The sequence below is a fragment of the Marinobacter sp. E2 genome, from assembly GCF_055755345.1.
On the sequence record NZ_CM146911.1, the window covers coordinates 2,248,277 to 2,273,826 of the forward strand.

Consider the following 25,550-nt stretch of genomic DNA (forward strand, 5'->3'; position numbering starts at 1 on the left):
ATTCCTTACTCATAGCGCAGCGCCTCCGCCGGATCGATCCTTGACGCCCGCCAGGCGGGGTAGATGGTCGCCAGCAGGCTCATGGCAAGACCAGCGCCGCTGATGATAGCGACGTCCTGCCATTGCAACTGCGACGGCAGGTAACTGATGAAATACACGTCGGCGTTCAGGAACTGGTGGCCAAGCACACCCTCCAGCCACGAGATAAATGCGCTGATATTGATGGCGCCGAACACACCCAGCGCAGTGCCAATGATGGTGCCGAAAACCCCGATCACGGCCCCCTGTACGATAAAGATCCGCATGATCCGGCCCGGGGTTGCGCCCATAGTACGCAGGATGGCGATATCGCCCGTCTTGTCAGTGACCACCATCACCAGCGTGGACACGATATTGAACGCGGCCACGGCCACGATGAACATGAGCAGCAACCCGATCATGGTTTTCTCCATGCGAATGGCCTGGAAAAGGTTGCCGTGGGTGCGGGTCCAGTCCGATACGTAATACCGGCCTTCCAGTTCCCGTGCCGCCTCCGTGGCGACCCGGGGCGCCGCGAACAGGTCATCCACCAGCAGACGGACGCCCTCCGCCTTGCCATCGGTACGCATCAGCTTGGCGGCATCGTCCATGTGAATGAGGGTGTAGTTGCCATCCAGCTCCGCGCCAACGCTGAAGATCCCCTTCACGGTGAAGCGCTTGAGCCTCGGCAAGACCCCGGCCGGTGTCACGGACGCCTCTGGCAACACCACGGTTACGCGATCACCCACCTCCAGCCGGAGACTGGCCGCCATCAGGCGGCCAATAATGATGCCAAACTCGCCGGAAACCAGGTCGTCCAGCCTGCCTTCGGTCATATGATTCTCAATGATCGAGACCGTCCGCTCCTGCTCGGGCAGAATACCGTTCAGCAGAACGCCCCGAACATTCCCGCCACCGGTTACCATGCCCTGGCCCTGGATATAGGGTGCCGCCGCCAGCACCCGGGGATGTGACTCGACCCGGGCATCCAGGGCCTGCCAGTCATCGAGGGGGCCCACACCCTGAATCGTGGCATGAGGCACCATACCCAAAATGCGTTGCTTCAATTCCCGATCGAAGCCGTTCATCACCGACAATACGATGATCAACACGGCCACGCCCAGCATGAGGCCAATCATGGAGGTCAGGGAAATGAAGGAAATAAAGTGATTCCGGCGCTTGGCTGCGGTGTAGCGCAAGCCGATATAAAACGATAGTGGTCTGAACATTGAGCGGTGCCTGTTGCCTACTTCCGGACTGTCATCATCTGTGGATCCCCGATGTTTCCCTGGCCCGCCTTGCAGGCGACGTTCCACCATCGTGGGAAGCTGCTAAACTGTTCTGTACCAATAGAAAATTCAGTCTCCTGGAGTCCAGATGCAGTCATCTGATAATCCCGGCAAACCGGCCGGCTATGCCGCCGAGCGCAGGGACTTTTTTCGCATTGAAGACCGGATCGGCCTGGAGATCCGCAAGCTGGCGCCCGACACCCCGCTGGACAGCGACGTTTTCGATGGCGACCACCTCGAGAGCCTGAAAGCCGAATTCAGGCGGCTGGACCAGGACGTAAAGTCCCATCTCGCCAGCTTGGCCGAGCGGGACCGGCTGCTTACCGGACTGATCAAATCCCTGAACGGCAAGCTGGATACGCTTGCGCGCATTATGGCCTTTGAGCAAAATCCGTTGCAACCGGACGACTGGCAGGACGTCACCCTGAGCGAAGGTGGCCTGTCATTTTTCAGCCGCACGCCAGCCTGGCAACCGGGCGACCGGATGGCCGTACGCATGACCCTCCCTCCCGACCTGTTCCAGCCCCAAGCCATTGCAGAGGTACTCGAGGTTGTGCCCGATGCCTCAGGCGGCACAAGGGTTCATACCGAATTTGTGCATCTGGACGACAGCGACCGTCAGCAGATCGCAAGACATGTGATGCGGTGGCAGATTCGGCAACGACAAAAAGGCTAAACTGGGGAAAAACGGGTGACTTTTGTTAGTCTTTTTCGGATATTACGCTTTATTCATGTCCCTCAACGGACACCAGCTTCCATGGAGATCCAATAATGAGAAAGTACAGAACCCTTCTTGGCGCGCTCACCGTCGGCTCTGCACTGATCTTTACACCGGTGGCGTCCGCCCTGGCGGAAGAGGTTCGGGTGCCCGTTGGCAGCCAGGCTGATCGAAAGCAGGCAGATCTGCCGCGGCACGGCGCCACCCAGACCTCGGTCCGGGCCGCCTGGGGTGCCCCCATGGAAATCCAGGGTCCTGTGGGCCAGCCGCCCATCAGCCAGTGGCACTATCAGACCTTCGTCGTCTACTTCGAAGGCGATCGGGTCATCCACACGGTACTGAAGCCCAACCGCTGAGTAGCCCGCGGCGGTGGCAGATACAAATTTCAACTCCCCGGCCCTGACCAGCAGCCAAGTGTTGGTTAGAATGGCGTCTTTTCGATTCAAGGTGCTTTAAAGTGACAAGCCCACGACTGTTGCCTGCGGAATGGGCACCCCAGAGTGCCGTCCTGCTGACCTGGCCGCATCCAGGTACCGATTGGGCCGACTGCCTGGCCGAGGTGGAGCCCGTTTTTGAAGACATAGCGCGCGCGGTACTCCGCCATGAACATCTGGTTATCAGTTGTGAACACGTGGTGCGTCTTCAGGCTCTGGAGAAAGACCTCAACCGTTACGCTGAGGAGAACGGGTTGCCGGGCCGGGTCCGCACGGTGCCCGCACCTGCGAACGATACCTGGGCACGGGATCACGGACCGATCACGGTGACGGACGGTGGCGTCCCGGTCCTCCTGGATTTCCGCTTCAACGCCTGGGGCGGCAAGTTCCCGTTCGAAAAGGATAACGCTCTCAACAGCCACCTGGCCGGGGCCGGGGTATTTGGCAAAACGCCCATGCAACCGGTGGAATTTGTGCTGGAAGGTGGCTCCATAGAGTCCGACGGCCGGGGCACCCTGCTCACCACCTCGGAGTGCCTGCTGACACCGAGCCGCAACCCGACACTGGACAGGACCGCCATAGAACAGTTGCTGTCAGAGGTACTTGGGGCCGACCGGATCCTGTGGCTGAACCACGGCTACCTCGCCGGCGATGACACCGACAGCCACATTGATACCCTGGCGCGCTTCTGCGCGCCCGACCACATCTGCTACGTCGCCTGCCCCGATGTCGCAGATGAACACTACAGCGCACTCGCGGCCATGGAAGAAGAGCTCCAGGAATTCCGCCAGGCGGACGGGTCGCCCTACCGGCTGACCGCCCTGCCCTGGCCGGACGCGATCCACGACGACGAGGGGCACCGGCTTCCGGCCACCTACGCGAATTTTCTGATCATCAACGACGCCGTGCTGCTGCCGGTGTACGGAGTGGCGCAGGACGACGAAGCCATCGCCATCATGACCGGTATCTTTCCAGACCGCCAAATAGTGCCCATCAACTGTCGGGCCTTGATCCATCAGCACGGCAGCCTGCACTGTGTCACCATGCAAATCCCCGCAGGAGTAGTGACCTGATGAGCCATACTGCAGCGAGCAACCAGATCCAGATTGCCGCCATCCAGCAGGCCTGCAGCAGCGACAAGGCCGCGAGCCTGGCAGCATCCGAAAAACTGGTACGCGAAGCCGCAAACGGCGGCGCCCAACTGGTGGTACTTCAGGAACTGCACGCCACCCTGTATTTCTGCCAGACCGAAGACACCTCGGTATTCGAGCTTGCCGAACCAATTCCCGGACCCACCAGCCAGCGGCTGTCAGACCTGGCAAGGGAACTGAACATTGTACTGGTCGGCTCCATATTTGAGCGGCGAATGAACGGCGTCTACCACAACACCGCCGTTGTGTTCGAGAAAGACGGCTCCATCGCCGGGCTCTACCGGAAAATGCACATTCCGGACGACCCGGGTTTTTACGAGAAATTCTATTTCACCCCCGGTGATGCCACCTTCAACGACGGTCGCAGCGGCTTCACCCCCATCGATACGTCGGTGGGTCGCCTCGGTGTGCTGGTGTGCTGGGACCAGTGGTACCCGGAAGCCGCCCGTCTGATGGCGCTGGCCGGTGCCGAGATACTGATCTACCCCACTGCCATTGGCTGGGATGTAACCGATGATCCCGAGGAACAGGCCCGCCAGCTCGAGGCCTGGGTCACGGTTCAACGTGGACACGCCGTGGCCAACAACCTGCCCGTGGTGGCGCCCAACCGTGTCGGCACTGAACCCGATCCCTCCGGCCAGAGCGATGGCATCCGGTTCTGGGGCAACAGTTTCATCTGTGGCCCCCAGGGCGAATTCCTGGCCCGGGGCGATGATCAGTCCGAATGCATCCTCGCCGTAACCGTGGATCGCAACCGCAGTGAATCGATTCGCCGCATCTGGCCGTATTTCAGGGATCGCCGCATCGACGCGTACGGCGATCTTCTGAAACGTGTGAGGGACTGAACCCGGGATGAAAAAACTGGTAGATACCGTAGTCGACGAACTCAACCAGATACTCCTGGGCAAGGACCAACAGGTTCGACTGGCGCTCTGCGGCCTCCTGGCAAAAGGCCACCTGCTGATCGAGGACATTCCGGGTATGGGCAAGACCACGCTCTCACACGCCCTCGCCAAGGTCATGGGGCTTAGCTACCAGCGCATCCAGTTCACCAACGACCTGCTGCCCGCCGACGTACTGGGCTACTCCATGTACGACAAGGAAGCCGGCAATCTGGTGTTCCACCCTGGGCCAATTTTTGCCCAGGTGGTCCTGGCAGACGAGATCAATCGTGCCTCCCCGCGGACCCAGAGCGCCCTGCTAGAGGCCATGGAGGAGCGACAGGTCTCTATCGAGGGGGAAACCCGCCCACTGCCGCAGCCGTTCTTCGTGATTGCCACCCAGAACCCCATCGAACAGGGCGGCACCTACCCGCTGCCGGAATCCCAGCTTGACCGCTTCCTCATGCGCCTGCGTCTGGGGTATCCGGACCCGAGGGCCGAACGTGAGCTGTTGGAAGGTGAGGACCGGCGGGTAATGACCGAAAAGCTCGCGAAGCTGCTCTCCCAGGAAGATTTGAAAACGCTACAGGACGGAGTTACCCGCGTGACCGCCAGCCCCGCCCTGCTCGATTACGTTCAGCGGCTGCTTGAGCAGAGCCGCCGAATGCCCGGATTGCTCTATGGCCTGTCTCCCCGGGCTGGCCTGGGCCTGCTGCGGGCCGCCAAAGCCTGGGCACTGATGCAGGGACGGCACCATGTGCTGCCCGATGACATCCAGACCGTGTTTCCCGCCGTTGCCGAGCATCGGCTGGAGCAAGGCGAATCCGGCAAAAGTGCCGAGCGCGTTCGCCAGCTTCTGGCGAACGTCTCGGTACTGCAATAAGCGATTCCGGCGCGTCCGGGCCTGAGCAAATAGCAAGGTTTTATAAGCGGAATTGGCCAAAACGAATGGCACGCCGCCGCTTTCATGTTAGCCTTTCATCCCTTATTCAAAGCGTCTGGCCCGGCACCCGGGCCCGTCAGGATACCGTTCCATTCAGTGAGAGAATCTTCAATGAGCGAGACCAAACATTCCCGACTGATCATCCTGGGATCCGGCCCCGCCGGCTACACCGCAGCCGTCTACGCTGCCCGTGCCAACCTGAACCCCACCCTGATTACCGGAATCGAAGTCGGTGGCCAGCTCACCACCACCACTGACGTGGACAACTGGCCCGGCGACAACGACGGGGTGCAGGGTCCGGAACTGATGCAGCGCATGCTCAAGCACGCCGAGCGCTTTGAAACCACCATCGTCTACGACACCATCAACGAGGCCGACCTTCGCAGCCGCCCGTTCCGCCTCAAGGGTGATGGCGGCGAATACACCTGCGACGCCCTGATCATCGCCACCGGCGCGTCCGCCATGTACCTGGGCCTCGAATCCGAAGAGCGCTTCAAGGGCCAGGGCGTGTCCGCCTGTGCCACCTGCGACGGCTTCTTCTACAAGAAACAGAAAGTCGCCGTCATCGGCGGCGGCAACACCGCCGTTGAAGAAGCCCTGTACCTCTCCAACATCGCCGACGAAGTCACCCTGGTACACCGCCGCGACAGCCTGCGCGCCGAAAAGATCCTCCAGGACAAGCTGTTCGAAAAAGCTGAAAACGGCAACGTCCGGATCGTCTGGGACCACACCCTGGACGAAGTTCTCGGCGACGGCACCGGTGTTACCGGCATGCGTATCAAGAGCACCAAAGACGGTTCCACCCAGGAAATCGACCTGGCGGGCGTATTCATCGCCATCGGCCACAAACCGAACACCGACCTGTTCCAGGGCCAGCTGGACATGGAAAACGGCTACATCCGCATCCGCTCCGGCCTCGAGGGTATGGCCACCCAGAGCAGCGTTCCCGGCGTCTTCGCCGCCGGCGATGTGGCTGACCACGTTTACCGCCAGGCGGTCACCTCCGCCGGTTTCGGCTGCATGGCTGCCCTGGACGCGGAAAAGTTTCTGGATCAGCAGGATTGATCTAATCTTTTGGGAAGGCACTTCGGAAGCTGATCGAGACCGGGAGGACCCGCCTTCTAAAACTGTGCGAAGCCATGGATGGCGGAGCCAAGCCTACAAGGACGTATTCACGGCGTGTTTTAGAAGGCGGGTCCTCCCGGTCGCGACTCCCCGGCCCGATAGCATCAAGATCAACGCGAACTCGGCAGTAAAAACCGGAGAAGGATGACCTCACTACCCTGGCTAGACCCCGAGCAACTCTGGTTCCCCCCGGCCAACGAAGCCCTAGACGACCCGGACGGCCTGCTCGCCCTCGGCGGCGACCTCTCCACCGACCGCCTGATCCTGGCCTACCGCAATGGCATCTTTCCCTGGTACAGCGACGACCAACCCATTCTCTGGTGGTCCCCTAACCCCCGATGCGTGCTGTTCCCGGACGAAATTCACGTCTCCCGCAGCCTGCGCCGAACCCTCAACCAGCGCCGACTCCAGGTAACGGCTGACCAGGCGTTCGGTCGAATCATCCGCCTCTGTGCCTCCACCCGGGCCGAAGGCACCTGGATCACAGAAGACATGATTGCCAGCTATTCCAAGCTGCACAGAATGGGCGTAGCCCACTCCATCGAAGTCTGGAACAGACGCGGAGAGCTCGCCGGCGGCATGTACGGCCTCGCGCTCGGACGGTGCTTCTTCGGGGAATCCATGTTTTCCCTGGAAACGAATGCTTCCAAGGTGCTGATGGTGCACCTGGCCCACCAGTTGAAGCGCTGGGGGTACCGGATCATGGACTGTCAGGTGGAGAGCCGGCATCTGCTGACCATGGGTGCCCGGACTATTCCCAGGGAGGAGTTTTTATCTATACTCAGGATGAGTGTTGATCAGAACCCTGATCAGACCGACTGGACCTTCCACTGGCAATGGCCCGGGCCGGAGGAGTAAATGAGCAATCTCAGAACCCTGGTGTTCTTCGCAACACCGCCCCACGATTGCAGCTACCTGCCAGACCGAGAAGCCACCACCATGTTCGTGGATCCCCGGGCTCATATCGACAAGAAGCTATACAGCCAACTGACTGCGCTCGGCTTCCGTCGCAGCGGATCCCACTATTACCGGCCCCACTGCGAGCAGTGCAATGCCTGTATTCCGGTGCGCCTGAAAGTGGACGACTTCAAACCCGACCGCAGCCAGCGACGGGTGTTGAAGAAAAACGCCGATCTGCAGTGCAAGCTCGTTCCAGCGGTATTTGCAGAACGCTACTACCAGCTTTATGCCCGCTACATTGAGGAGCGCCATCAGGACGGCGACATGTACCCACCCTCAAGGGAGCAATTCACCTCGTTTCTGGTGGAAGGCGCCACCGATTCCTGTTTCCTTGAAATTCACCTGAACAACCGACTGGTAGGCCTGGCGGCGGTGGATCTGCTGGACGACGGGCTCTCGGCCATCTACACCGTGTTTGATCCGGATATGGACGACCGAAGCCTCGGTACCTACGCGATTCTCTGGCAGATCGAAGAGGCCAAACGCCGAGGCCTGCCGCATCTCTACCTCGGCTATTGGATCAAGCAGTGCCGGAAGATGAACTACAAAACCCGCTTCCGGCCAATCGAAGCCCTGCACGACGGCCACTGGCGCCAGCTCGTCTAGTGGCTCATGTCACACGGAGCCCCGCCTGACTTTGCCAAACGCAGACAAATCAGGCAGAATTGCGCAATTTAAAATCACGAGAAGCATTTCCAAGCGAGGTTTCTACTGAATGGCGAAATCAGATGTCATTGAAATGGAAGGCGTTATTATCGATACGCTTCCAAACACCATGTTCCGGGTTGAGCTGAGCAACGGCCATGTTGTGACCGCTCACATCTCCGGCAAGATGCGCAAGAACTATATCCGCATCCTGACCGGCGACAAGGTCAAGGTTGAGCTGACTCCCTACGACCTGAGCAAGGGCCGCATTGTGTACCGGGCCCGCTAAGCCGCCACGACATCTGAAAAGGCCCCTCCGGGGCTTTTTTGTTGGCCAGAAAAAAACCGCTGCCGGCTAACCGGACAGCGGTTTTTCTTTTCGAGACGCCAACCGAAGGCTTCAGACCGCCTCGGCCGGCTCGTCCTCGTACTCGAACACCAGCTCGTCTTCCCGCAGGTGGATGTAGACATCCCCACCCTTCTCGGACAGTCGCCCGAACAGGATCTGCTCGGCCAGGGGCCGCTTGATCTTGTCCTGGATGAGGCGCGACATCGGCCGGGCACCCATGGTGACATCGTAGCCCTTCTCTGCCAGCCAGGCCTTGGCGGCATCGTCCACGTGCAGGACCACATGCTTCTCGTCTAGCTGCGCCTGCAGCTCGGTGAGGAACTTGTCCACCACGTGAGTGATGGTGTCCTTCTGCAGATCGCCAAACTGGATGATGCCGTCCAGACGGTTGCGGAACTCCGGCGTGAAGGTCTTGCTGATGATTTCCATACCGTCGGTACTGTGGTCCTGTTCGCTGAAGCCGATGGAACGGCGCGCCATACTCTCGGCGCCAGCGTTGGTGGTCATCACCAGGATCACATGGCGGAAATCCGCCTTGCGGCCGTTGTTATCGGTCAACGTGCCGTGGTCCATCACCTGCAGCAACAGGTTGAAGACTTCCGGATGGGCTTTCTCGATCTCATCCAGCAGCAACACGCAATGCGGGTGCTTGTTCACCGCCTCGGTCAGCAGGCCGCCCTGGTCGTAGCCAACGTAGCCTGGAGGCGCACCGATCAGCCGTGACACGGTGTGCCGCTCCATGTACTCGGACATGTCGAAGCGTACCAGCTCGATGCCCAGCACCTTGGCCAGTTGCTTGGTGACTTCGGTCTTGCCCACACCCGTGGGGCCCGCGAACAGGAACGCGCCTTCGGGTTTCTCCGGCGCTTTCAGGCCGGCCCGGGCCAGCTTGATGGCCGTGGACAGGGACTCGATGGCCGGATCCTGGCCGAATACCACCATCTTGAGATCCCGCTCCAGGTTTCGCAGCAGGTCCTTGTCGCTGGTGGACACATTCTTCGGCGGAATGCGGGCGATGTTGGCGACCACATCCTCGATGTCCGTCACGTCAATGGTCTTGCGGCGCTTGTTCTCCGGCTGCAGGCGCTGGCGTGCGCCGGCCTCATCAATAACATCGATGGCCTTGTCCGGCAGGTGACGGTCGGTGATGTACCGATCCGCCAGCTCCGCCGCCACCCTCAGGGCCTTGTCGGTGTACTTGAGATCGTGGTGCTTCTCAAAGCTGGGCTTGAGGCCCTTGAGGATCTGGTAAGTGTCCTCGACGCTCGGCTCATTCACATCGATCTTCTGGAAACGACGCGCCAGGGCGCTGTCTTTCTCGAAGATACCCCGGAATTCCTGGAAGGTGGTGGAGCCAATGCACCGGATCTCGCCGGAACTGAGCATCGGCTTGAGCAGGTTGGATGCGTCCATCACGCCGCCCGAGGCCGATCCTGCACCAATGATGGTGTGGATTTCATCGATGAACAGGATTGCGTGGTTCTCTTTCTTGAGCTCAGCCAGCAGGCCTTTGAGCCGTTTCTCGAAATCACCGCGGTACTTGGTACCGGCCAGCAGTGCGCCGAGGTCCAGCGAATAGACCACCGCGTCGGAAATAATCTCGGGTACCTGGCCATCGACAATCCGCTTGGCAAGACCCTCGGCGATGGCGGTTTTACCGACACCGGCCTCACCCACCAGCAGTGGGTTGTTCTTGCGACGACGTACCAGGATCTGCACCACCCGTTCAACTTCATGCTCCCGGCCAATCAGGGGGTCTATGCGTCCCTGCCGGGCCTGCTCATTGAGGTTGGTGGCATAGCTTTCCAGCGGCCTGGACTGGCCACCCTCTTCTCCGGCTTCCTCGTGGGAGGCCTGATCATGGCTTTCAGGGTCTTCGGCGCCCTGTACCCTGGAAATGCCGTGGGACACAAAGTTGACCACGTCGATCCGGGCAATACTCTGCTTTTTCAGCACATAGACAGCCTGGCTCTCCTGCTCGCTGAAGATGGCGACCAGCACATTGGCGCCGGTGACCTCTTTCTTGCCGGAGGACTGCACGTGGAATACCGCGCGCTGCAGCACTCTCTGGAACCCCAGGGTCGGCTGGGTCTCCCGCTCGCTGTCATTGCTCGGAATCAGTGGTGTTGTGGAATCGACGAACTCGACCAGCTCTTCCTGAAGTCTCTTGAGATCTGCACCACAGGCTTTCAGGACGCCCACCGCCGATTCGTTGTCCAGCAGGGCCAGCAACAAATGCTCCACAGTCATGAACTCATGACGCTTGTCCCGGGCATTCTTGAAGGCCGTGTTCAGCGTAATTTCTAGATCTTTGCTCAGCATGGGCCACCCCAACGTCTGTCAGTCCGCACGTTCAATCTCGCAAAGGAGCGGATGTTCGCATTCCGAGGAATACTGGTTCACCTGTGCCGCCTTTGTTTCCGCGATGTCCCGGGTATAAACCCCGCATACAGCCTTTCCCTGTGTATGGACGAGCAGCATCACCTGCGTCGCCTTTTCTTCGTTCATTCCGAAGAATTTCATCAACACGTCCACCACAAAATCCATGGGCGTGTAGTCGTCGTTCAGAAGCACCACCCGGTAGCGCGCAGGGCGCTTCAGAGCAGGCTTCTCGGGAGCAACACTGAGGTCATCCTGTCGCCCCGGTTGTTCGTCCTCCCCCTGATTGAATATTAGTAGAGAATTTTCGATAGTTCGCATCATTCTTTACCGGTTACTCGGTGTCCTTGCCTAAATGTGGTTGTCAGTTACCGGGTTTTCAAGCGGAGCCGCTCACCCGGCGTGCACTATTTATCAATACGAGCATGATACCGCTTCCGGACCGCGTTCAACCACACATTCCGGGTACAGAAACTATTGACTCGGTGCAGTGATTGGCCGAAAGTAAAGTTGCATTGTAAAATAATGTAAATCCATGCAAGGCTTCTGTAACAGATCCAGCGAAAAGGATTCGGACCGCCGGTGCGACGGCCGATAGGCAAACACCAACAAGAAGAAAGACAGCAAAAGAACAGGGGAGTTCATCATGCCAAGAGGCAAGGTCAAGTGGTTCAACAATGCCAAAGGGTACGGATTCATCATCGAAGATGGCTGCAGTGATGATCTGTTTGCACATTTTTCATCGGTTCAGATGGACGGCTACAAGACCCTGAAGGCCGGCCAGGCCGTTACCTTCGACAAAAAGCCCAGCGACAAGGGCATTCATGCGGTCAACATCGTCCCGGACGAGCAACCCGTGAAGAAAGCGCTGTCGGGTGACGACGCCGCCAAGTCGGCAGATCAGGCCTCAGACCGGGACGGCTATCCGCCCCGCGCCGTCAACGCCTGAACCCGGCTGAACCATCAATTTCCCGCCCCACCGGGCCCACCGGTGGGCCCAGGTTTTACTGTGCAAGAATTCGCTCTCTCTTTGCGCACGCATCACATTGCAGTACCCTTCGCCAGATGACGATACGGCAACCTCTCTGAAGCACCACCCAATATGGCCGAACTGGTTCTATTCAATAAACCCTTTCAAGTGCTCAGCCAGTTCACCGACCAGAAAAAGGACGGTGACAGAGCCCGTGCCACCCTGGGTGACTATCTGGACGTCCCCGGGATCTATCCTGCCGGTCGACTGGACTACGACTCTGAGGGGTTGCTCCTGCTGACCTCCGAGGGGGCGCTGCAGCACCGCATCGCCTCCCCGGCACTGAAGATGGAAAAAACCTACTGGGTACAGGTTGAGGGCGAAATTACCGACCAGGCGTTAACGGGGCTCGCGCAGGGCGTGACCCTCAAGGATGGGCTCACCCGACCGGCCAGGGTAAAGAGAATTCCTGAGCCCGCGGTCTGGCCCCGGGTGCCACCCGTACGTTTCCGGGAATCGGTGCCGGAAAGCTGGATTGAACTGACCATCACCGAAGGCCGGAACCGGCAAGTACGCCGTATGACGGCAGCGGTCGGGTTTCCCACCCTGAGACTGATCCGCTACCGCATTGGTGACTGGACCCTGGAAGGGCTGGCCCCCGGGGACTTCCGAACGGTCACGGTCAACCTGCCCTCACCTGCCAGAAACAGACCCCGCCCCGGGGCACGAACCGGGAGAAAGCGATCATGACCTGGACCCCCCATGCCACCGTTGCCGTGGTGATTGAAGACGAATCCGGGCGATTCCTGATGGTGGAGGAACGCAGTAACGGCCGGGTTGTCTATAACCAGCCCGCAGGCCACATCGAGGAAGACGAAGCCATTCTCGATGCCGTGCGCAGGGAAACCCTCGAGGAAACCGGGTGGCGTGTGGAACCGGTGAATTTTCTGGGGATCTACACCTACAAGGCGCCCGCAAACGGGGTGACCTACTACCGGTTCTGCTACGCGGCCCGCGCCCGGGAGCGCGTCACCGACCGGCTGGACGATGGCATCATTGCCGCCCACTGGCTGAGTCTCGACGAGATCCGGGCGCTCGGTCGCAAGTTGCGCAGCCCTCTGGTGCTCCGTTGCATAGAGGATTACCGAAGCGGCCGCCGATACCCCCTGGAGGTGGTGGTCGACCGGCAGACGCAGACACCGGAAAAGTGCTAGAATCCGCCCCTTTCAGAAAGTAACGACCTCCTGACCGCGCAGAAAACAGCGAAACACTCATGAGCCAGGCATCCGATACAACTTTTGCCACAGATCCTGCCCACACCCGTGTCATCGTCGGTATGTCTGGCGGGGTGGATTCGTCCGTTGCTGCCTGGCTGCTGAAAGATCAGGGCTATCAGGTCGAAGGCCTGTTCATGAAGAACTGGGACGAAGACGACGGTACCGAGTACTGCACCGCCATGACCGACCTGGCTGATGCCCAGGCCGTCGCCGACGCCATTGGCATCAAACTGCACACGGCGAGCTTCGCGGCCGAGTACTGGGACCGGGTGTTTGAGCATTTCCTGTCTGAATACCAGGCGGGCCGCACACCGAATCCCGACATTCTGTGCAACAAGGAAGTGAAATTCCGTGCGTTCCTGGATTACGCCGTGACCCTGGGTGCGGACTTCATCGCCACCGGCCACTATGCCCGCCAGCGGCCCGTACCCGGCGCGCAGGGCAAAGCGCAGTTGCTCAAAGGCCTGGATCCCAACAAGGACCAGAGCTACTTCCTCCACGCAGTGTCCGGCGACCGCATTGCCCGTACGCTGTTTCCCGTGGGTGAACTCGAAAAACCGGAAGTGCGCCGGATTGCCGAGCAGCAGGGCTTCGTCACCCACGACAAAAAGGATTCCACAGGCATCTGCTTTATCGGTGAACGCAAGTTTCGGGATTTTCTCAAACAGTACCTACCCGCCCAGCCCGGCGACATTGAAACCCCGGATGGTCGTAAAATCGGCCGGCACCAGGGCCTTATGTACCACACCATTGGTCAGCGCCAGGGCCTTGGAATCGGGGGCCTGAGTGAATTCGGGGACGACCCCTGGTATGTGGCCGAGAAGGATCTGGAGCGGAATGTCCTGATCGCCGTGCAGGGCAAACAGCACCCATTACTGTTTTCCCGCGGCCTCGTGTCCGGGCCCATTGACTGGGTCGCGGGAGAGCCACCCGCAACCGAATTCCGGTGCAAGGCCAAGACCCGTTACCGCCAGCCTGACCAGGACTGTCTCGTGACCGTGCTGCACGATGGTGTCAAAGTGGTCTTTGACGACGCCCAGCGAGCGGTCACCCCTGGACAGTCGGTGGTGTTCTACGAGGGTGACGTGTGCCTGGGTGGGGGCGTGATCGAGGAAACCTGGCGCGACGCCTCACCCCAGCCTGCCCGCCTGGCCGACGCCCACCGGGGTACCCCCGCATGAGTCGTTCCCTGAAAGACCAGACGCTGGCCCTGGCCGGGGTATTCCAGGCCGCAAACCTGGTTCAGCAGATTGCCCATAACGGTCAGTGCAACGAAGCGAGCCTTGAAACGTCCCTGCGTTCGTTATTCGCCACCAACCCGGCCAACACGCTGGACGTCTTCGGCGGCGAGCTACGTGACATTCGCGAAGGCCTGGTGACCCTCTCCTCGGTACTCAGCCAGCAAAGTCGACAACAGGATATCGAGGTGCTCCGGTACGCACTCAACCTCATCCACCTGGAGTCCAAGCTGAACCGGCGTTCGGACATGCTGGATGTTATCGGGAGCCGGATCGACCAGGCCCGGCATACGGCGAGCCACTTCGGGTACACCCACCCGAACCTGATCAGCAACCTGGGCTCGGTCTATTCGGACACCATCAGCACCTTCCGGATGCGTATTCAGGTCAGCGGCAACCCCTCCATCCTTCAGCGGGAGGAAAACGCCGCCAAGGTGCGGGCACTGCTCCTGGCGGGCATCCGTTCAGCCGTGCTCTGGCGCCAGACCGGCGGTCGTCGCTGGCAGCTGCTCTTCTCGAGAAAAAAAGTGATTACTCTGGCCCGGGAACTGGCCGAGGAAGCGAACAACACCCTTTATCACTGACCTGTATCGCAGACTCCAGCAACGCTGAATCGACGCCAGCGCTGGTGTATCATAGCGCTCCTGATTTTCTTTTGACCGACTGTTTGATCACTTTGAGAGGTTTTCGATGGAACTCACCGCCCTGACCGCCATTTCCCCGGTCGACGGACGCTATGGCAGCAAAGTCAGCGTCTTCCGTGAAATTTTCAGTGAATATGGCCTGATCAGGAACCGTGTCACCGTCGAGATCCGCTGGCTGCAGAAACTGGCGGCGCACCCCGACATTCCCGAGGTGCCTGCCTTTTCAATCGAGGCCAGCGCCTTTCTCGACCGGCTGGTGAGCGACTTCAGCCTTAAGGACGCCGAGCGCATCAAGGAGATCGAACGGACCACCAATCACGACGTGAAGGCCGTTGAATACTTCATCAAGGAAAAAATTGCCGAAGTGCCGGAACTGCACGCAGTCACCGAGTTCGTGCACTTTGCCTGCACTTCCGAGGACATCAACAACCTGTCGCACGCACTCATGCTCCGTGAAGGCCTGGACCACGGATTGCTGCCAGCCATGGACCGGATTATCGACAAGCTCGCGCAACTGTCCCACGATCACGCCCAGCAACCGATGCTTTCCCGTACCCATGGCCAGACGGCGTCACCGACGACCGTTGGCAAGGAACTGGCCAACGTTGTCTACCGGCTGCGCCGCCAGGCGATCCAGATCCGCGGCGTTGAGCTGCTTGGCAAGATCAACGGGGCCGTGGGCAATTACAACGCCCACCTGTCGGCCTACCCGGACATCGACTGGGCCCTGAATGCTCAGGAATTCATCGAGAGTCTCGGTCTCAACTGGAACCCTTATACCACCCAGATCGAGCCCCACGACTACATCGCCGAACTCTACGACGCCATCGCCCGGTTCAATACCATCCTGATCGACCTGGACCGCGACATCTGGGGCTATATCTCCCTGGGTTACTTCAAGCAGAAAACCGTTGAAGGCGAAGTGGGCTCGTCCACCATGCCCCACAAGGTCAACCCGATTGACTTCGAGAACTCCGAAGGCAACCTGGGCATCGCCAACGCGCTGTTCAGCCATCTTTCGGCCAAACTGCCGATCTCCCGCTGGCAGCGGGATCTGACCGACTCAACCGTGTTGCGCAACCTCGGCGTGGGCTTCGCCCACAGCCTGATCGCCTATGAGGCCACGCTCAAGGGCCTGGGCAAGCTCGAGATCAACCCGACGCGCCTCGATGAGGATCTGGACCACGCCTGGGAAGTGCTTGCCGAGCCCATTCAGACGGTCATGCGCCGCTACAACATCGAGAAACCCTACGAAAAGCTCAAGGCATTGACCCGGGGCAAGGCAATGACCCCGGAAGTGATCAAGACTTTCGTGGAGAGCCTCGACATACCGGACCAGGCCAAGGCCGAACTGATGGCCCTAACGCCCGGACGCTACATCGGTAATGCCGTCGATCAGGCACAGAACATCTGATAACCGGAGACGATCCATGGAACTGCTTGGCGGACTCACAGCCACCGAATTTCTGCGGGACTACTGGCAGAAAAAGCCGCTGGTGATCCGCCAGGCCTTTCCCGGGTTCCAGTGCCCCGTGAGCGCCGATGAGCTCGCCGGCCTTGCCTGCGAGGAAGGCGTGGAATCCCGGATCGTGATCGAGAATGACCAGGGCAAGCCCTGGCAACTGCACAACGGCCCGTTCGCGCCGGATCGCTTCAGCGAGTTGCCCGAGCAGGACTGGACCCTGCTGGTCCAGGGCCTGGACCACTGGGTTCCGGAAATTGCCGATTTGCTGGAACACTTCCGGTTCGTGCCCAACTGGCGCCTGGACGACATCATGGCCAGCTACGCGCCGAAGGGCGGCAGCGTTGGCCCCCATTACGATCAGTATGACGTCTTCCTGCTGCAGGCCGAGGGCCATCGGCGCTGGACCTTCGGCGGCCACTGTGACCACACCTCACCTCGGGTGGAAGGCACACCATTGCGCATCCTGAGCAGTTGGGACGGCGAGGAAACCGTGACCCTGGCACCCGGCGACATGCTGTATCTGCCGCCGGGCATCGGCCACCACGGCATTGCCGAAGACGACTGCATCACCCTGTCGATCGGTTTTCGTGCCCCCACCGTGGACGACGTTCTGACGGGCTTTACCGACTTCCTGTGTAGCCACTCGGATGCGGCGGACCACCTGAACGACCCTGATCTTCAGGTGCAGGACAACCCCGGAACCATCGGACCGGAGGTGGTTTCCCGCCTGGAAGCGGTCATACGCGAGAAACTCGGCGACCGGCGCCAACTGTCCCTGTGGTTTGGTCAGTACTCAACAGCCCCCAAAAGCCTGGACATCGTCGTTCCTGCCGAGGAGCCCGCGGACGCCGGCGATCTTGCCGAGGCCATCCGGGCGGGCGAGCAGATGCGCTGGAACGAGGGCTCCCGCTTTGCCTACTACGAGTTCGAGGCCGAGACGGCCCTGTTTGTGGACGGCGAGCAGTTCCTGCTACGGGGCGATGCCCGGCCTCTGGCGCCCCTGCTCTGCGCTGGCGCGCGCATCGACATGGAGGCACTGGCCGGGTTTGCTGACGATGCAGCGTTGCTCGGGCTTCTGACCACACTCTACAATCAGGGCTCGGTGTACTTCGAATAGAGTCGATTCCTGTCAGGCTGCCCCATGGACATCCGTTTCCGAAAATACAGCTGGCAACTTGCGCCCGCCTCCGTACGGGACATTCGTGAGCGCGTATTCATCCGGGAACAGAAGGTTCCGCCCGAGCTTGAGTGGGACCAGACCGATGAGATTGCCGACCACTACCTGGCCGTGCTCCCGGACAACACCCCGGCCGGCGTCGCGCGGCTGTTCTCGACGCTGGAGGAAACCGGCCATATTGGCCGAATGGCCATCCTGCCGGAGCATCGGGGAAGCGGCATCGGCGAGGCGCTGCTTCGCCACCTGATCCAGGAATCCGCCGGCCGCTTCTCGGAGCTCCGGCTCTCGGCCCAGGAGCACGCCATCCCCTTTTACCAGCGCTCCGGCTTCCACATCTGTTCCGACGTCTACGACGACGCTGGCATCCCCCACTACGACATGCGTTGCCTGGCGCCGGGCTTGACGGCGCAGGCGCTGGCAACCGTGGACCACCCGATGATCCTGGGCATGGACAGCGATTCCTGGCTGTTCGAGAGTGAAGATCGACTGGTTGCCCTCATGGACTCGGTGGTGGGCCAGGCGGGCCAGCGGATCTGGCTGTATGATCGCCTGCTGTCGCACGACCTTTACGACCGCCCCCGGTTTCGTGAATTGATCTCTACACTCGCCCGGCGACATCGCCTCAGCGAAGTGCGCCTGCTCATCCACGACGACAAGCCACTGGTGAAGCGGCGACATCGGCTGGTGGAGCTGATGCGGCGACTGCCCAGCCGCATGGAGCTGCGACTGGTCAACACCGACTACCCGGTAGCCGACCAGCCATTCGCCCTGGTTGACAGGGAGGGTGTGGTGTACCGCCACGACTTCGACAAGCCGGAAGGCTTTGCCAAGTTTGCCGACGGAGGTCGTGTGAAGCTGCTGTCCGAAGATTTCCAGCGCATGTGGGACGCGGCGCGGCCATCCGTGGAGTTGCGCGAACTACCGCTCTGAATGGTGGGCCTGGGGCGCTTCCGGCGCCTCGAACCTTGTGCCGAAAGGCGCAAACTCGGCGTCCACCTCACTGGCGACCTCTGCGATCAGTTTGCGCAACCATTGATGGTCTGCGTTGTGCTGTAGCAGTGGACTCCACGCCATCTTCAGCTCGAAGGGCGGAATCTCGAACGGGGGCACCTTGACCACGAGATTGGGGTTATCCTTCTGCAGCCAGGCTGCGCGGGACGGCAGCGTGGCGATCAGGTCGTGCTGTTCGGCCAGCAGCATGGCCACCTGGTAATGGCGGGTGAAGACCGAGATCTGCCGTTTGCGCCCCATGCGCGACAGCGCCTCATCCACCCAGCCCAGGCGCTGAACATCCTTGGGGTTAACCCCGACCCCCACGCCGAACCCGGTCTTGCTCACCCAGATGTGGCTGGCATCCAGATAGGTGTCGAGGGTGAAGGGCTCCCTCAGCAACGGGTTACGGGCGTTCATAAGGCAGGCAAAGTATTCGGTCCAGAGCGTTTTCTGATGAAAGGACTGGGGAATCTTGTCAAACCGGTTGATCGCCATGTCGAGTCGCCCCTGCTCTACGTCCAGGAAACTGACATCGCTGGGGGTGAGCACGTCGAGGGTCACCTGGGGGGCTTCCTGGCGAATACGGCGCAGCACTCGCGGCATCAGGCAGGATTCGGCGTAATCACTGGCCATGATCCGGAAAACCCGCTGGCTCTCCAACGCCGAGAACGGCGTTTTTTCCTGCACCGCCTGCTCGATGTCGGACAGGATGCCCCGGACCAGCGGTTGCAGCTCCCGGGCGCGCTCGGTGGCACTCATACCCTCACTGGTGCGCACCAGGAGTGGATCGCTGAACAGATCCCTCAAGCGCCGCAAGCCGTTACTCATGGCCGGCTGGGTGATCCCCAGATGGTTGGCCGCCTTGGTCACATTCCGCTCCCGCAGCAGCACATCCAGATACACAAGGAGGTTAAGGTCAACGCGGGATATATCCACAGGTCACTCCGAAACGCAGGTGAAACAGGATTTCCGGGCTTCTATTCAGCGTAACAATATACATGACACCCATGATTCACGATATAAATTCACCCGGATTTCCGTTCACATTCGGAAAAGGATCTAATGTCGTATTTCTGCTAGTCTTTTCGTCAGTTGCTGAATACTATCGTGAGTTTTCGGGCGGTTTGCGTGGCTGCCATCCCTTGATCCTGAAGCCGGAGTCGTAACTGACAAAATGGATACTACTACGATTGTCCTTGTACTGGCGGCCATCGTTACCGTCTCGATTGTCATAATCGTGCTCAGCCAGATGCGTGAGAGAGCCCGGATTGAGCGGGCTCGCAAGATCACGGCGCAGGAGGATGCCTACCATCGCGCCCACCGCCTTCTGTCCGAAATCCCGGGCCAGTACCTGACACCCGACCTCAAGCTGTTGCTGATCAAACGGATGGAAGAGGCCTGTGCAGAGCTCGCCAGCCTCAAATCCAACCTGCCGGTGCGGCAATGGCAGGAATCGGCGGCCGAGATGAAACAGCAGGTGCTGGAGAAACGGGATGCCACCACCCCGGTGAAGATCGATTCGCCCGAAAAATCCAACTATGTCAAAGAACTGCTTCAGAATCTGTTCAAGATGATCGAAGCCATGCACAAGAGCGGACGCCTGGATGCGGCTACTGCCAAGAAAAACCTGAAGTATGTGCTGTTCCTGGTCCACAAGACCCACGCAGACCTGCACGTTTTCCAGGCCAGGGATTACGTCCGCCAGAACCAGATTCGAAAGGCCATTCATGCCTACCATCTTGCCAGCACGGAAATGGGCAAATCCCGGGACAACCCCCTGGCCATGAGAGCGGTCAAGAGCTTCCGGACTCGCATCAAGGAGCTGGAAGCGCTCAGTGCCGAGGGCCAGGAAGGCCAGCACGCTGACTCGCAATCAAAACTGGATCGCGAATGGGACACCTTCCTCCACGACGACGAGTGGAAGAAAAAGGCCGATTACGACGACTGAAGCCACACACCGGGTCATGACAGCGGGCCCGACAACAGGGACAGTGCACACCCGTGAAGAAGGGCTTCCAACAGCGACTTTCCTATCGACTGACTCGCGACACGGTACTGGTTGCCATGGCGCTGGGCCTGGTGCTGAACATCGTCCAGATTACCCTGGACTACTTCAGTGCCGAGGAGGCCATGGAGAAAGAAATCCACGCGCTGATCGACATCAGCTACAGCCCGGCCTCCCAGATCGCCTACAACATCGACGTTCGCCTCGCTGAGGAGCTGCTGGACGGGCTTCTCCGCCACCCTGCCACCATTGACGCCCGCATCATCGATAACGACGGTGGCACCATGGCTGCGTCCAGCAAGAGCAGCCCTGCCTCGTCCTATCGCTGGGTCAGCGACCTGCTGTTCGGTTCAGACCGCGTTTTTCGGCAGGAGCTGCAGGTACCGCAGCTCGAAGACCTGCCCCTCGGACACCTGATCGTGACCATAGACACCTATCACTACGGGGCCCAGTTTCTGCAGAGGGCCGGTTACACCCTGATCAGTGGCTTGCTCAAGAGTCTGATTCTGTCAGCGGCATTGCTGATGATCTTCTATTTCGTGCTGACGCGGCCCATGCTCAACGTCATCAGCGCGCTCAGCCAGGTTCGCGCCAGCTCGCCAGAGAAGGTTCGGCTGCCAATCCCGGCCAACCATCGGCACGATGAAATCGGCACCATGGTGAGCATCATCAACCAGCATCTGGAAACCATTGATTCCAGTCTGGCTCAATTGCGCACCGCCGAAAGCGCCATGAAAAACTATTCCACCCAGCTGGAGCAGGAGGTGGAAGACCGGACCCGGGAAATATCCGAGAAGAACGAGGCACTGCAACGGGGTAACCGGGCTCTGGTCAAAGCCAAGGAAGACGCCGTTCGGCGGGCCCGGGCCCGGGCCAACTTCCTGGCCAGCATGAGCCATGAGATCCGCACTCCACTGAACGGTGTTCTGGGCATGCTGGGGCTATCGCTGGAAGGCGAGCTGGACCCTGCCCAGCGTAATCGCCTGGAGATTGCCCTCAATGCCGGCGAGAGTCTGCTGGGCCTGCTCAACGACATCCTCGACATTTCCAAGGTCGAGGCCGGCAAACTGAGCCTGGAAAACATCCCCTTCAGCGTTCGCCACCTGGCTGAGGAGTGCGCAACCCTGCACGCCCAGCAGGCGCGACGGAAGAAGATACAGCTGGTGTCGGACGTTGACCCGAACCTGCCGGAGCACTTCCTCGGCGACCCTACCCGCCTGCGGCAGGTCCTCAACAATCTGGTGAGCAACGCCATAAAGTTCACGGATGATGGCAGCGTGAAGATCCGGGTGGGCCACTCTGGCGGCAGCCTGCGGATCGACGTAATCGATACCGGCATTGGCATGTCGAGAGAGGGACTGCACCGGATTTTCTCACCCTTCTCCCAGGCAGACGCCGATACCACCCGTCTGTACGGTGGCACCGGACTTGGCCTGACGCTCTGCCGGCAGCTCGTCGAGCGCATGCATGGCCAGATCCTGGTGGACTCCAAAGAGGGCGCCGGAACTCACTTCACCGTTACCCTGCCCCTGCCGGTGCAGGATCCCGAAACCGGACCGGCCCCGCTGCCGATCGATCCGTCTCTTAAGGCCATGGGCATCGCCATGGCCATTCCGCCTGACAACCCGCATCGTCCGGGCATTGAGGCCCTTCTGCGGCACTGGGGCATCCCCATCCGGGGAGCCAGCCGCCATCAGGACGGACTGCTGCTTGCCATGGCGACCGCGAAAGACACCGAGGCATTGGCCTTCGCGGAAAACTGGCCCGGTCCCGGTGTCATTCTGGCGGACGACAGTGGCACGCTGTCTCCCGCCAGCCACCAGTATCAATTACTGTCGCTACCGCTGCGACGGGAGGATCTGTATCGATGCCTGAATCGCGCTGCCGGACTGGCGGAAGCGGACGTCGAAAGTTCAACGGACACGCAGGCGCTCGAGGCACCTGACGGTGGAGGGGCTCTCTCGATTCTCCTGGTTGAGGACAATCAGGTTAACCAGATGGTCGCCAGCAGCCTGCTGAAAAAACTCGGGCATGAAACGGACCATGCCGAGAATGGCCTGAAAGCCATCGAGGCACTGGCCGCGAAGCGCTACGACCTGGTTCTGATGGATTGCCAGATGCCCGTTATGGATGGCTACGAGGCCACGCGTCGAATCCGGGAGAATCCCGAGTGGAAAGATCTCCCGATTATCGCGGTGACAGCCAACGTGATGCAGGGCGACCGTGAAGACTGCCTGGCATCCGGCATGAACGATTACATCACCAAGCCTTACCGCCGCGAAGAACTGCGGGAAGCCATCAACCGCTGGCGCCCGGAGCCGCAAAGCAGCCATCCAGACGCCCCCTGAGTTCCCGCTACGCGGGCGGGTTCAGGCCGGCAACAACTTCTCGATATCCTTGCGGATGTCTTCGGGCTTGGTGGTGGGCGGATAACGCCTCACTACCCGGCCGTCCGGTCCAACAAGAAACTTGGTGAAATTCCATTTAACCTTCTCGGAGCCCATCAGGCCCTTGGCTTCGCGCTTGAGGAACTGAAACAGCGGATGAGCGCCGTCGCCGTTCACTTCAATCTTGGAAAACATCGGGAAATCCACGCCATAGTTCAGGCTGCAGAACTGGCTGATAGCATCGTCGTTACCGGGATCCTGGCTCAGGAACTGGTTGCACGGAAACCCGAGCACCTCGAATCCGCGCCCACCAAGCTCGGTATGCAGGGCCTGGAGTCCCTCGAACTGGGGTGTAAATCCACATTTGCTGGCGGTGTTGACGATCAACAGCACCTTGCCCTTGTAATCCGACAGACTGCGCTCGTTGCCCTTGATGTCCTTTGCCGTGAAATCGTAAACCGTCGTACCGGCCATCTGCTGCTCCTCAACAGGGTTGGGTGAATTGCACCCCATTGTCGCCGATTCGGTTTCAAAAACCATGTCATGGTGAGCCCTCTGGGCACCATTTCTCAAAATCGGGTAAGCTTTCAACGCTAAATCTGCCTCAACACGCCACAATTCATCACTATTCCCCTGTTGCCGCTGCGATTCGCTCCGCTAGAATAGGGAAGCCTCGAACAAGGCCTGTCGGCATGGCCGTTGCCACTTTGCAATCCCGGACTAAGGAAACCCCGATTCATGCAGAACTACTACAAATCCGCCAAGCTGGATAACGTGTGCTATGAGATACGTGGCGTGGTTCTGCGTGAGGCCCGTCGGCTGGAAGAGGAAGGTCATCGGGTCCTGAAGCTGAACATAGGCAATCCGGCGGCTTTCGAACTGGATGTCCCGGAGGAGATTCAGCAGGACGTCATTTACAACATGCACCTGGCCCAGGGATACGTGGAATCCAAAGGGCTCTTCTCCGCCCGCAAGGCAGTGATGCACTATTGCCAGCAGCGCGGCATCGACAAGGTCGACATTGACGATATTTTCCTCGGCAACGGCGTGAGCGAATTGATCGTCATGACCATGCAGGCCATGCTCAACACCGGCGACGAGGTGCTGATTCCCGCTCCGGACTACCCCCTGTGGACCGCTGCCGTCACCCTGTCCAGCGGCAAGCCGGTTCACTACCGGTGTGACGAACAGCAGAACTGGTTCCCGGACATCGACGACATCCGCAAGAAAATCACCCGCCGGACCCGGGCCATCGTGCTGATCAACCCCAACAATCCGACAGGAGCCGTCTACTCGACCGAACTTCTGGAGCAGGTGATTGAACTGGCCCGGCAACACAACCTGATCATTCTGTCTGACGAGATCTACGACAAGATCCTCTACGACGGCACCGAGCATGTCTCCACGGCATCGCTTGCAGACGACGTGCTGTTTTTCACCTACAACGGCCTGTCCAAGAACTACCGGGCCGCCGGCTACCGGTCAGGGTGGATGATCATCAGCGGCGCCAAGCACCGCGCCAGGGACCTGATTGAGGGCATCGACATGCTCTCCAACATGCGCCTGTGCGCCAACGTACCGGCCCAGCTTGCCATCCAGACGGCCCTTGGCGGCTACCAGTCGATCAATGACCTGGTGGCCCCTGGCGGGCGCCTGTTCGAACAACGGGAAACGGCGTGGCGAATGCTGAACGATATTCCCGGGGTAAGCTGCGTGAAACCACAGGGGGCGCTCTACCTGTTCCCGAGGCTCGATCCCAAGCACTTCCCTATTGTGAACGATGAGAAGCTGGTGCTTGATCTGCTGCTGCAGGAAAAAATACTCCTGGTGCAGGGCTCGGCTTTCAACATTGACGACAAACAGCACCTGCGGGTGGTGTTCCTGCCCCGGGAAGACACCCTCGAGGATGCCATGGGGCGGCTCGGCAACTTCCTGGCGCAATACCAGCAGTAACGGAGGCGCTCATGGCGGATATCCACGTGGAGGAATTCTACAAAGACGCTGCCATCGCCCTGGTTCAGCTCTACGGCGCGTTTCCCCGGCGCATCAACGTGTTTGTTGAGGACATTGCCAGCGCCGACGAGCCCGATGAGTTCGGGCTCCACAGCAAGCGTCACATGGCCTGTTTCGGGGCGCTCCTGTGGCTGGCCGAAGAAGGCCTGATCCGTTATGTCGACACTATCCGGCAGGAAGCCCTCGACCAGGCTGTGCTGACCCGGGAGGCCTTTATCCGGTTAAGTGCACAGGCACCGCAGACGCTGGTCCAGGCTCTCGGGCAGCTCCAGTCAGGCTCCTCCGACACGCTGCCCCCCTCCGTTCAGGAGGATCTCTCCACACACATACACCTGATCCGCACCGCCCTCAGAAGTGGCCACTCCGGGCGCATCAGCCAGGCCATGCAGGCCACCTTTTTCGCGGACAGGCCCGTTCATTAAATCCGCGTAAGCCTGTTGATTGAGTGAACCGCGACCACATATATCGGTCTGATAGACGGGTTTTTCC

Annotated in this window: 26 protein-coding genes; 21 read left to right on the forward strand and 5 right to left on the reverse strand. The window is 60.0% G+C overall.

The window, feature by feature from the left end; all coding sequences use genetic code 11:
* Positions 1 to 5 precede the first annotated feature (5 nt).
* Positions 6 to 1,247, reverse strand: a complete 1,242-nt coding sequence (locus AC0J1C_RS10250; protein ID WP_473043754.1) for a lipoprotein-releasing ABC transporter permease subunit — start codon at positions 1,245 to 1,247, stop codon at positions 6 to 8.
* Between the two features lie 148 nt (positions 1,248 to 1,395).
* On the opposite strand from AC0J1C_RS10250, the gene AC0J1C_RS10255 reads away from it, so the two are divergent.
* The 9 genes from AC0J1C_RS10255 to infA all read left to right on the forward strand — a co-directional run bounded on the left by AC0J1C_RS10255 (position 1,396) and on the right by infA (position 8,453).
* The gene (locus tag AC0J1C_RS10255) at positions 1,396 to 1,983 is read left to right on the forward strand and encodes a PilZ domain-containing protein (protein WP_091985881.1); all 588 of its coding nucleotides are present in this window, start codon (positions 1,396 to 1,398) and stop codon (positions 1,981 to 1,983) included.
* A gap of 95 nt (positions 1,984 to 2,078) precedes the next feature.
* A complete protein-coding gene (locus AC0J1C_RS10260; protein WP_473043755.1) occupies positions 2,079 to 2,381 on the forward strand; it encodes a hypothetical protein in 303 nt (100 codons plus the stop codon).
* A 152-nt stretch (positions 2,382 to 2,533) separates the two neighbouring features.
* Complete coding sequence (locus tag AC0J1C_RS10265; protein ID WP_473046528.1) at positions 2,534 to 3,532, forward strand: agmatine deiminase family protein; 999 nt, start codon at positions 2,534 to 2,536, stop codon at positions 3,530 to 3,532.
* Positions 3,532 to 4,455: a carbon-nitrogen hydrolase gene (locus AC0J1C_RS10270; RefSeq protein WP_375191911.1), complete on the forward strand. Its 924-nt coding sequence runs from the start codon at positions 3,532 to 3,534 to the stop codon at positions 4,453 to 4,455. Before AC0J1C_RS10265 ends, AC0J1C_RS10270 begins: the two co-directional genes overlap by 1 nt.
* A gap of 7 nt (positions 4,456 to 4,462) precedes the next feature.
* Complete coding sequence (locus tag AC0J1C_RS10275; RefSeq protein ID WP_473043756.1) at positions 4,463 to 5,374, forward strand: AAA family ATPase; 912 nt, start codon at positions 4,463 to 4,465, stop codon at positions 5,372 to 5,374.
* Positions 5,375 to 5,545: 171 nt separating this feature from the next.
* Complete coding sequence (gene trxB, locus AC0J1C_RS10280; protein ID WP_375191913.1) at positions 5,546 to 6,499, forward strand: thioredoxin-disulfide reductase; 954 nt, start codon at positions 5,546 to 5,548, stop codon at positions 6,497 to 6,499.
* Positions 6,500 to 6,703: 204 nt separating this feature from the next.
* The gene (gene aat / locus AC0J1C_RS10285; RefSeq protein ID WP_473043759.1) at positions 6,704 to 7,417 is read left to right on the forward strand and encodes a leucyl/phenylalanyl-tRNA--protein transferase; all 714 of its coding nucleotides are present in this window, start codon (positions 6,704 to 6,706) and stop codon (positions 7,415 to 7,417) included.
* Positions 7,418 to 8,125 (forward strand): arginyltransferase, encoded by a 708-nt coding sequence (locus AC0J1C_RS10290; RefSeq protein WP_473043760.1) that lies wholly within the window; start codon positions 7,418 to 7,420, stop codon positions 8,123 to 8,125.
* A 109-nt stretch (positions 8,126 to 8,234) separates the two neighbouring features.
* Entirely contained in the window at positions 8,235 to 8,453 is a 219-nt protein-coding gene (infA, locus tag AC0J1C_RS10295) for a translation initiation factor IF-1 (RefSeq protein WP_014421226.1), read from the forward strand.
* A gap of 111 nt (positions 8,454 to 8,564) precedes the next feature.
* Here the strand turns inward: infA and clpA are convergent, their stop codons facing one another.
* On the reverse strand, positions 8,565 to 10,835 hold the full coding sequence (gene clpA / locus AC0J1C_RS10300; RefSeq protein WP_473043761.1) for an ATP-dependent Clp protease ATP-binding subunit ClpA: 2,271 nt from the start codon (positions 10,833 to 10,835) through the stop codon (positions 8,565 to 8,567).
* A gap of 18 nt (positions 10,836 to 10,853) precedes the next feature.
* Positions 10,854 to 11,213 carry an ATP-dependent Clp protease adapter ClpS gene (clpS, locus tag AC0J1C_RS10305; protein ID WP_091990741.1) on the reverse strand — a complete coding sequence of 120 codons (360 nt, stop codon included), beginning with the start codon at positions 11,211 to 11,213 and terminating at the stop codon, positions 10,854 to 10,856.
* A gap of 325 nt (positions 11,214 to 11,538) precedes the next feature.
* On the opposite strand from clpS, the gene AC0J1C_RS10310 reads away from it, so the two are divergent.
* The 8 genes from AC0J1C_RS10310 to AC0J1C_RS10345 all read left to right on the forward strand — a co-directional run bounded on the left by AC0J1C_RS10310 (position 11,539) and on the right by AC0J1C_RS10345 (position 18,593).
* Positions 11,539 to 11,841, forward strand: coding sequence for a cold shock domain-containing protein (locus AC0J1C_RS10310; RefSeq protein ID WP_473043762.1), 303 nt, complete (start codon positions 11,539 to 11,541; stop codon positions 11,839 to 11,841).
* A 153-nt stretch (positions 11,842 to 11,994) separates the two neighbouring features.
* Positions 11,995 to 12,612, forward strand: a complete 618-nt coding sequence (locus tag AC0J1C_RS10315) for a pseudouridine synthase (RefSeq protein ID WP_473043763.1) — start codon at positions 11,995 to 11,997, stop codon at positions 12,610 to 12,612.
* Positions 12,609 to 13,076, forward strand: a complete 468-nt coding sequence (locus AC0J1C_RS10320; RefSeq protein ID WP_375193968.1) for an NUDIX hydrolase — start codon at positions 12,609 to 12,611, stop codon at positions 13,074 to 13,076. The genes AC0J1C_RS10315 and AC0J1C_RS10320 overlap by 4 nt, the downstream gene beginning before the upstream one ends.
* A 59-nt stretch (positions 13,077 to 13,135) precedes the next feature.
* Positions 13,136 to 14,320, forward strand: coding sequence for a tRNA 2-thiouridine(34) synthase MnmA (mnmA, locus tag AC0J1C_RS10325; protein ID WP_473043766.1), 1,185 nt, complete (start codon positions 13,136 to 13,138; stop codon positions 14,318 to 14,320).
* Positions 14,317 to 14,961 (forward strand): high frequency lysogenization protein HflD, encoded by a 645-nt coding sequence (gene hflD / locus AC0J1C_RS10330; protein ID WP_473043767.1) that lies wholly within the window; start codon positions 14,317 to 14,319, stop codon positions 14,959 to 14,961. Before mnmA ends, hflD begins: the two co-directional genes overlap by 4 nt.
* Positions 14,962 to 15,067: 106 nt before the next feature.
* The gene (purB, locus tag AC0J1C_RS10335) at positions 15,068 to 16,435 is read left to right on the forward strand and encodes an adenylosuccinate lyase (protein ID WP_473043768.1); all 1,368 of its coding nucleotides are present in this window, start codon (positions 15,068 to 15,070) and stop codon (positions 16,433 to 16,435) included.
* A gap of 16 nt (positions 16,436 to 16,451) precedes the next feature.
* On the forward strand, positions 16,452 to 17,603 hold the full coding sequence (locus AC0J1C_RS10340; protein WP_473043769.1) for a JmjC domain-containing protein: 1,152 nt from the start codon (positions 16,452 to 16,454) through the stop codon (positions 17,601 to 17,603).
* A 24-nt stretch (positions 17,604 to 17,627) separates the two neighbouring features.
* Positions 17,628 to 18,593, forward strand: a complete 966-nt coding sequence (locus AC0J1C_RS10345) for a GNAT family N-acetyltransferase (protein WP_473043770.1) — start codon at positions 17,628 to 17,630, stop codon at positions 18,591 to 18,593.
* Here the strand turns inward: AC0J1C_RS10345 and AC0J1C_RS10350 are convergent.
* Positions 18,582 to 19,592: a LysR family transcriptional regulator gene (locus AC0J1C_RS10350; protein ID WP_375193974.1), complete on the reverse strand. Its 1,011-nt coding sequence runs from the start codon at positions 19,590 to 19,592 to the stop codon at positions 18,582 to 18,584. The two genes, AC0J1C_RS10345 and AC0J1C_RS10350, sit on opposite strands and share 12 nt — an antisense overlap.
* A 238-nt stretch (positions 19,593 to 19,830) precedes the next feature.
* On the opposite strand from AC0J1C_RS10350, the gene AC0J1C_RS10355 reads away from it, so the two are divergent.
* Together AC0J1C_RS10355 and AC0J1C_RS10360 are read left to right on the forward strand one after the other, a co-directional pair.
* On the forward strand, positions 19,831 to 20,604 hold the full coding sequence (locus tag AC0J1C_RS10355) for a hypothetical protein (protein WP_375193975.1): 774 nt from the start codon (positions 19,831 to 19,833) through the stop codon (positions 20,602 to 20,604).
* A gap of 116 nt (positions 20,605 to 20,720) precedes the next feature.
* Positions 20,721 to 23,009: a hybrid sensor histidine kinase/response regulator gene (locus tag AC0J1C_RS10360; RefSeq protein ID WP_473046529.1), complete on the forward strand. Its 2,289-nt coding sequence runs from the start codon at positions 20,721 to 20,723 to the stop codon at positions 23,007 to 23,009.
* A gap of 21 nt (positions 23,010 to 23,030) precedes the next feature.
* Here AC0J1C_RS10360 and AC0J1C_RS10365 read toward each other — a convergent pair whose 3' ends face one another.
* Complete coding sequence (locus tag AC0J1C_RS10365; RefSeq protein ID WP_473043771.1) at positions 23,031 to 23,522, reverse strand: glutathione peroxidase; 492 nt, start codon at positions 23,520 to 23,522, stop codon at positions 23,031 to 23,033.
* Positions 23,523 to 23,786: 264 nt separating this feature from the next.
* On the opposite strand from AC0J1C_RS10365, the gene AC0J1C_RS10370 reads away from it, so the two are divergent.
* Both AC0J1C_RS10370 and AC0J1C_RS10375 read left to right on the forward strand, forming a co-directional pair.
* A complete protein-coding gene (locus AC0J1C_RS10370; protein WP_473043773.1) occupies positions 23,787 to 25,001 on the forward strand; it encodes a pyridoxal phosphate-dependent aminotransferase in 1,215 nt (404 codons plus the stop codon).
* Between the two features lie 11 nt (positions 25,002 to 25,012).
* A complete protein-coding gene (locus tag AC0J1C_RS10375) occupies positions 25,013 to 25,483 on the forward strand; it encodes a hypothetical protein (RefSeq protein ID WP_473043774.1) in 471 nt (156 codons plus the stop codon).
* Positions 25,484 to 25,550 lie beyond the last annotated feature (67 nt).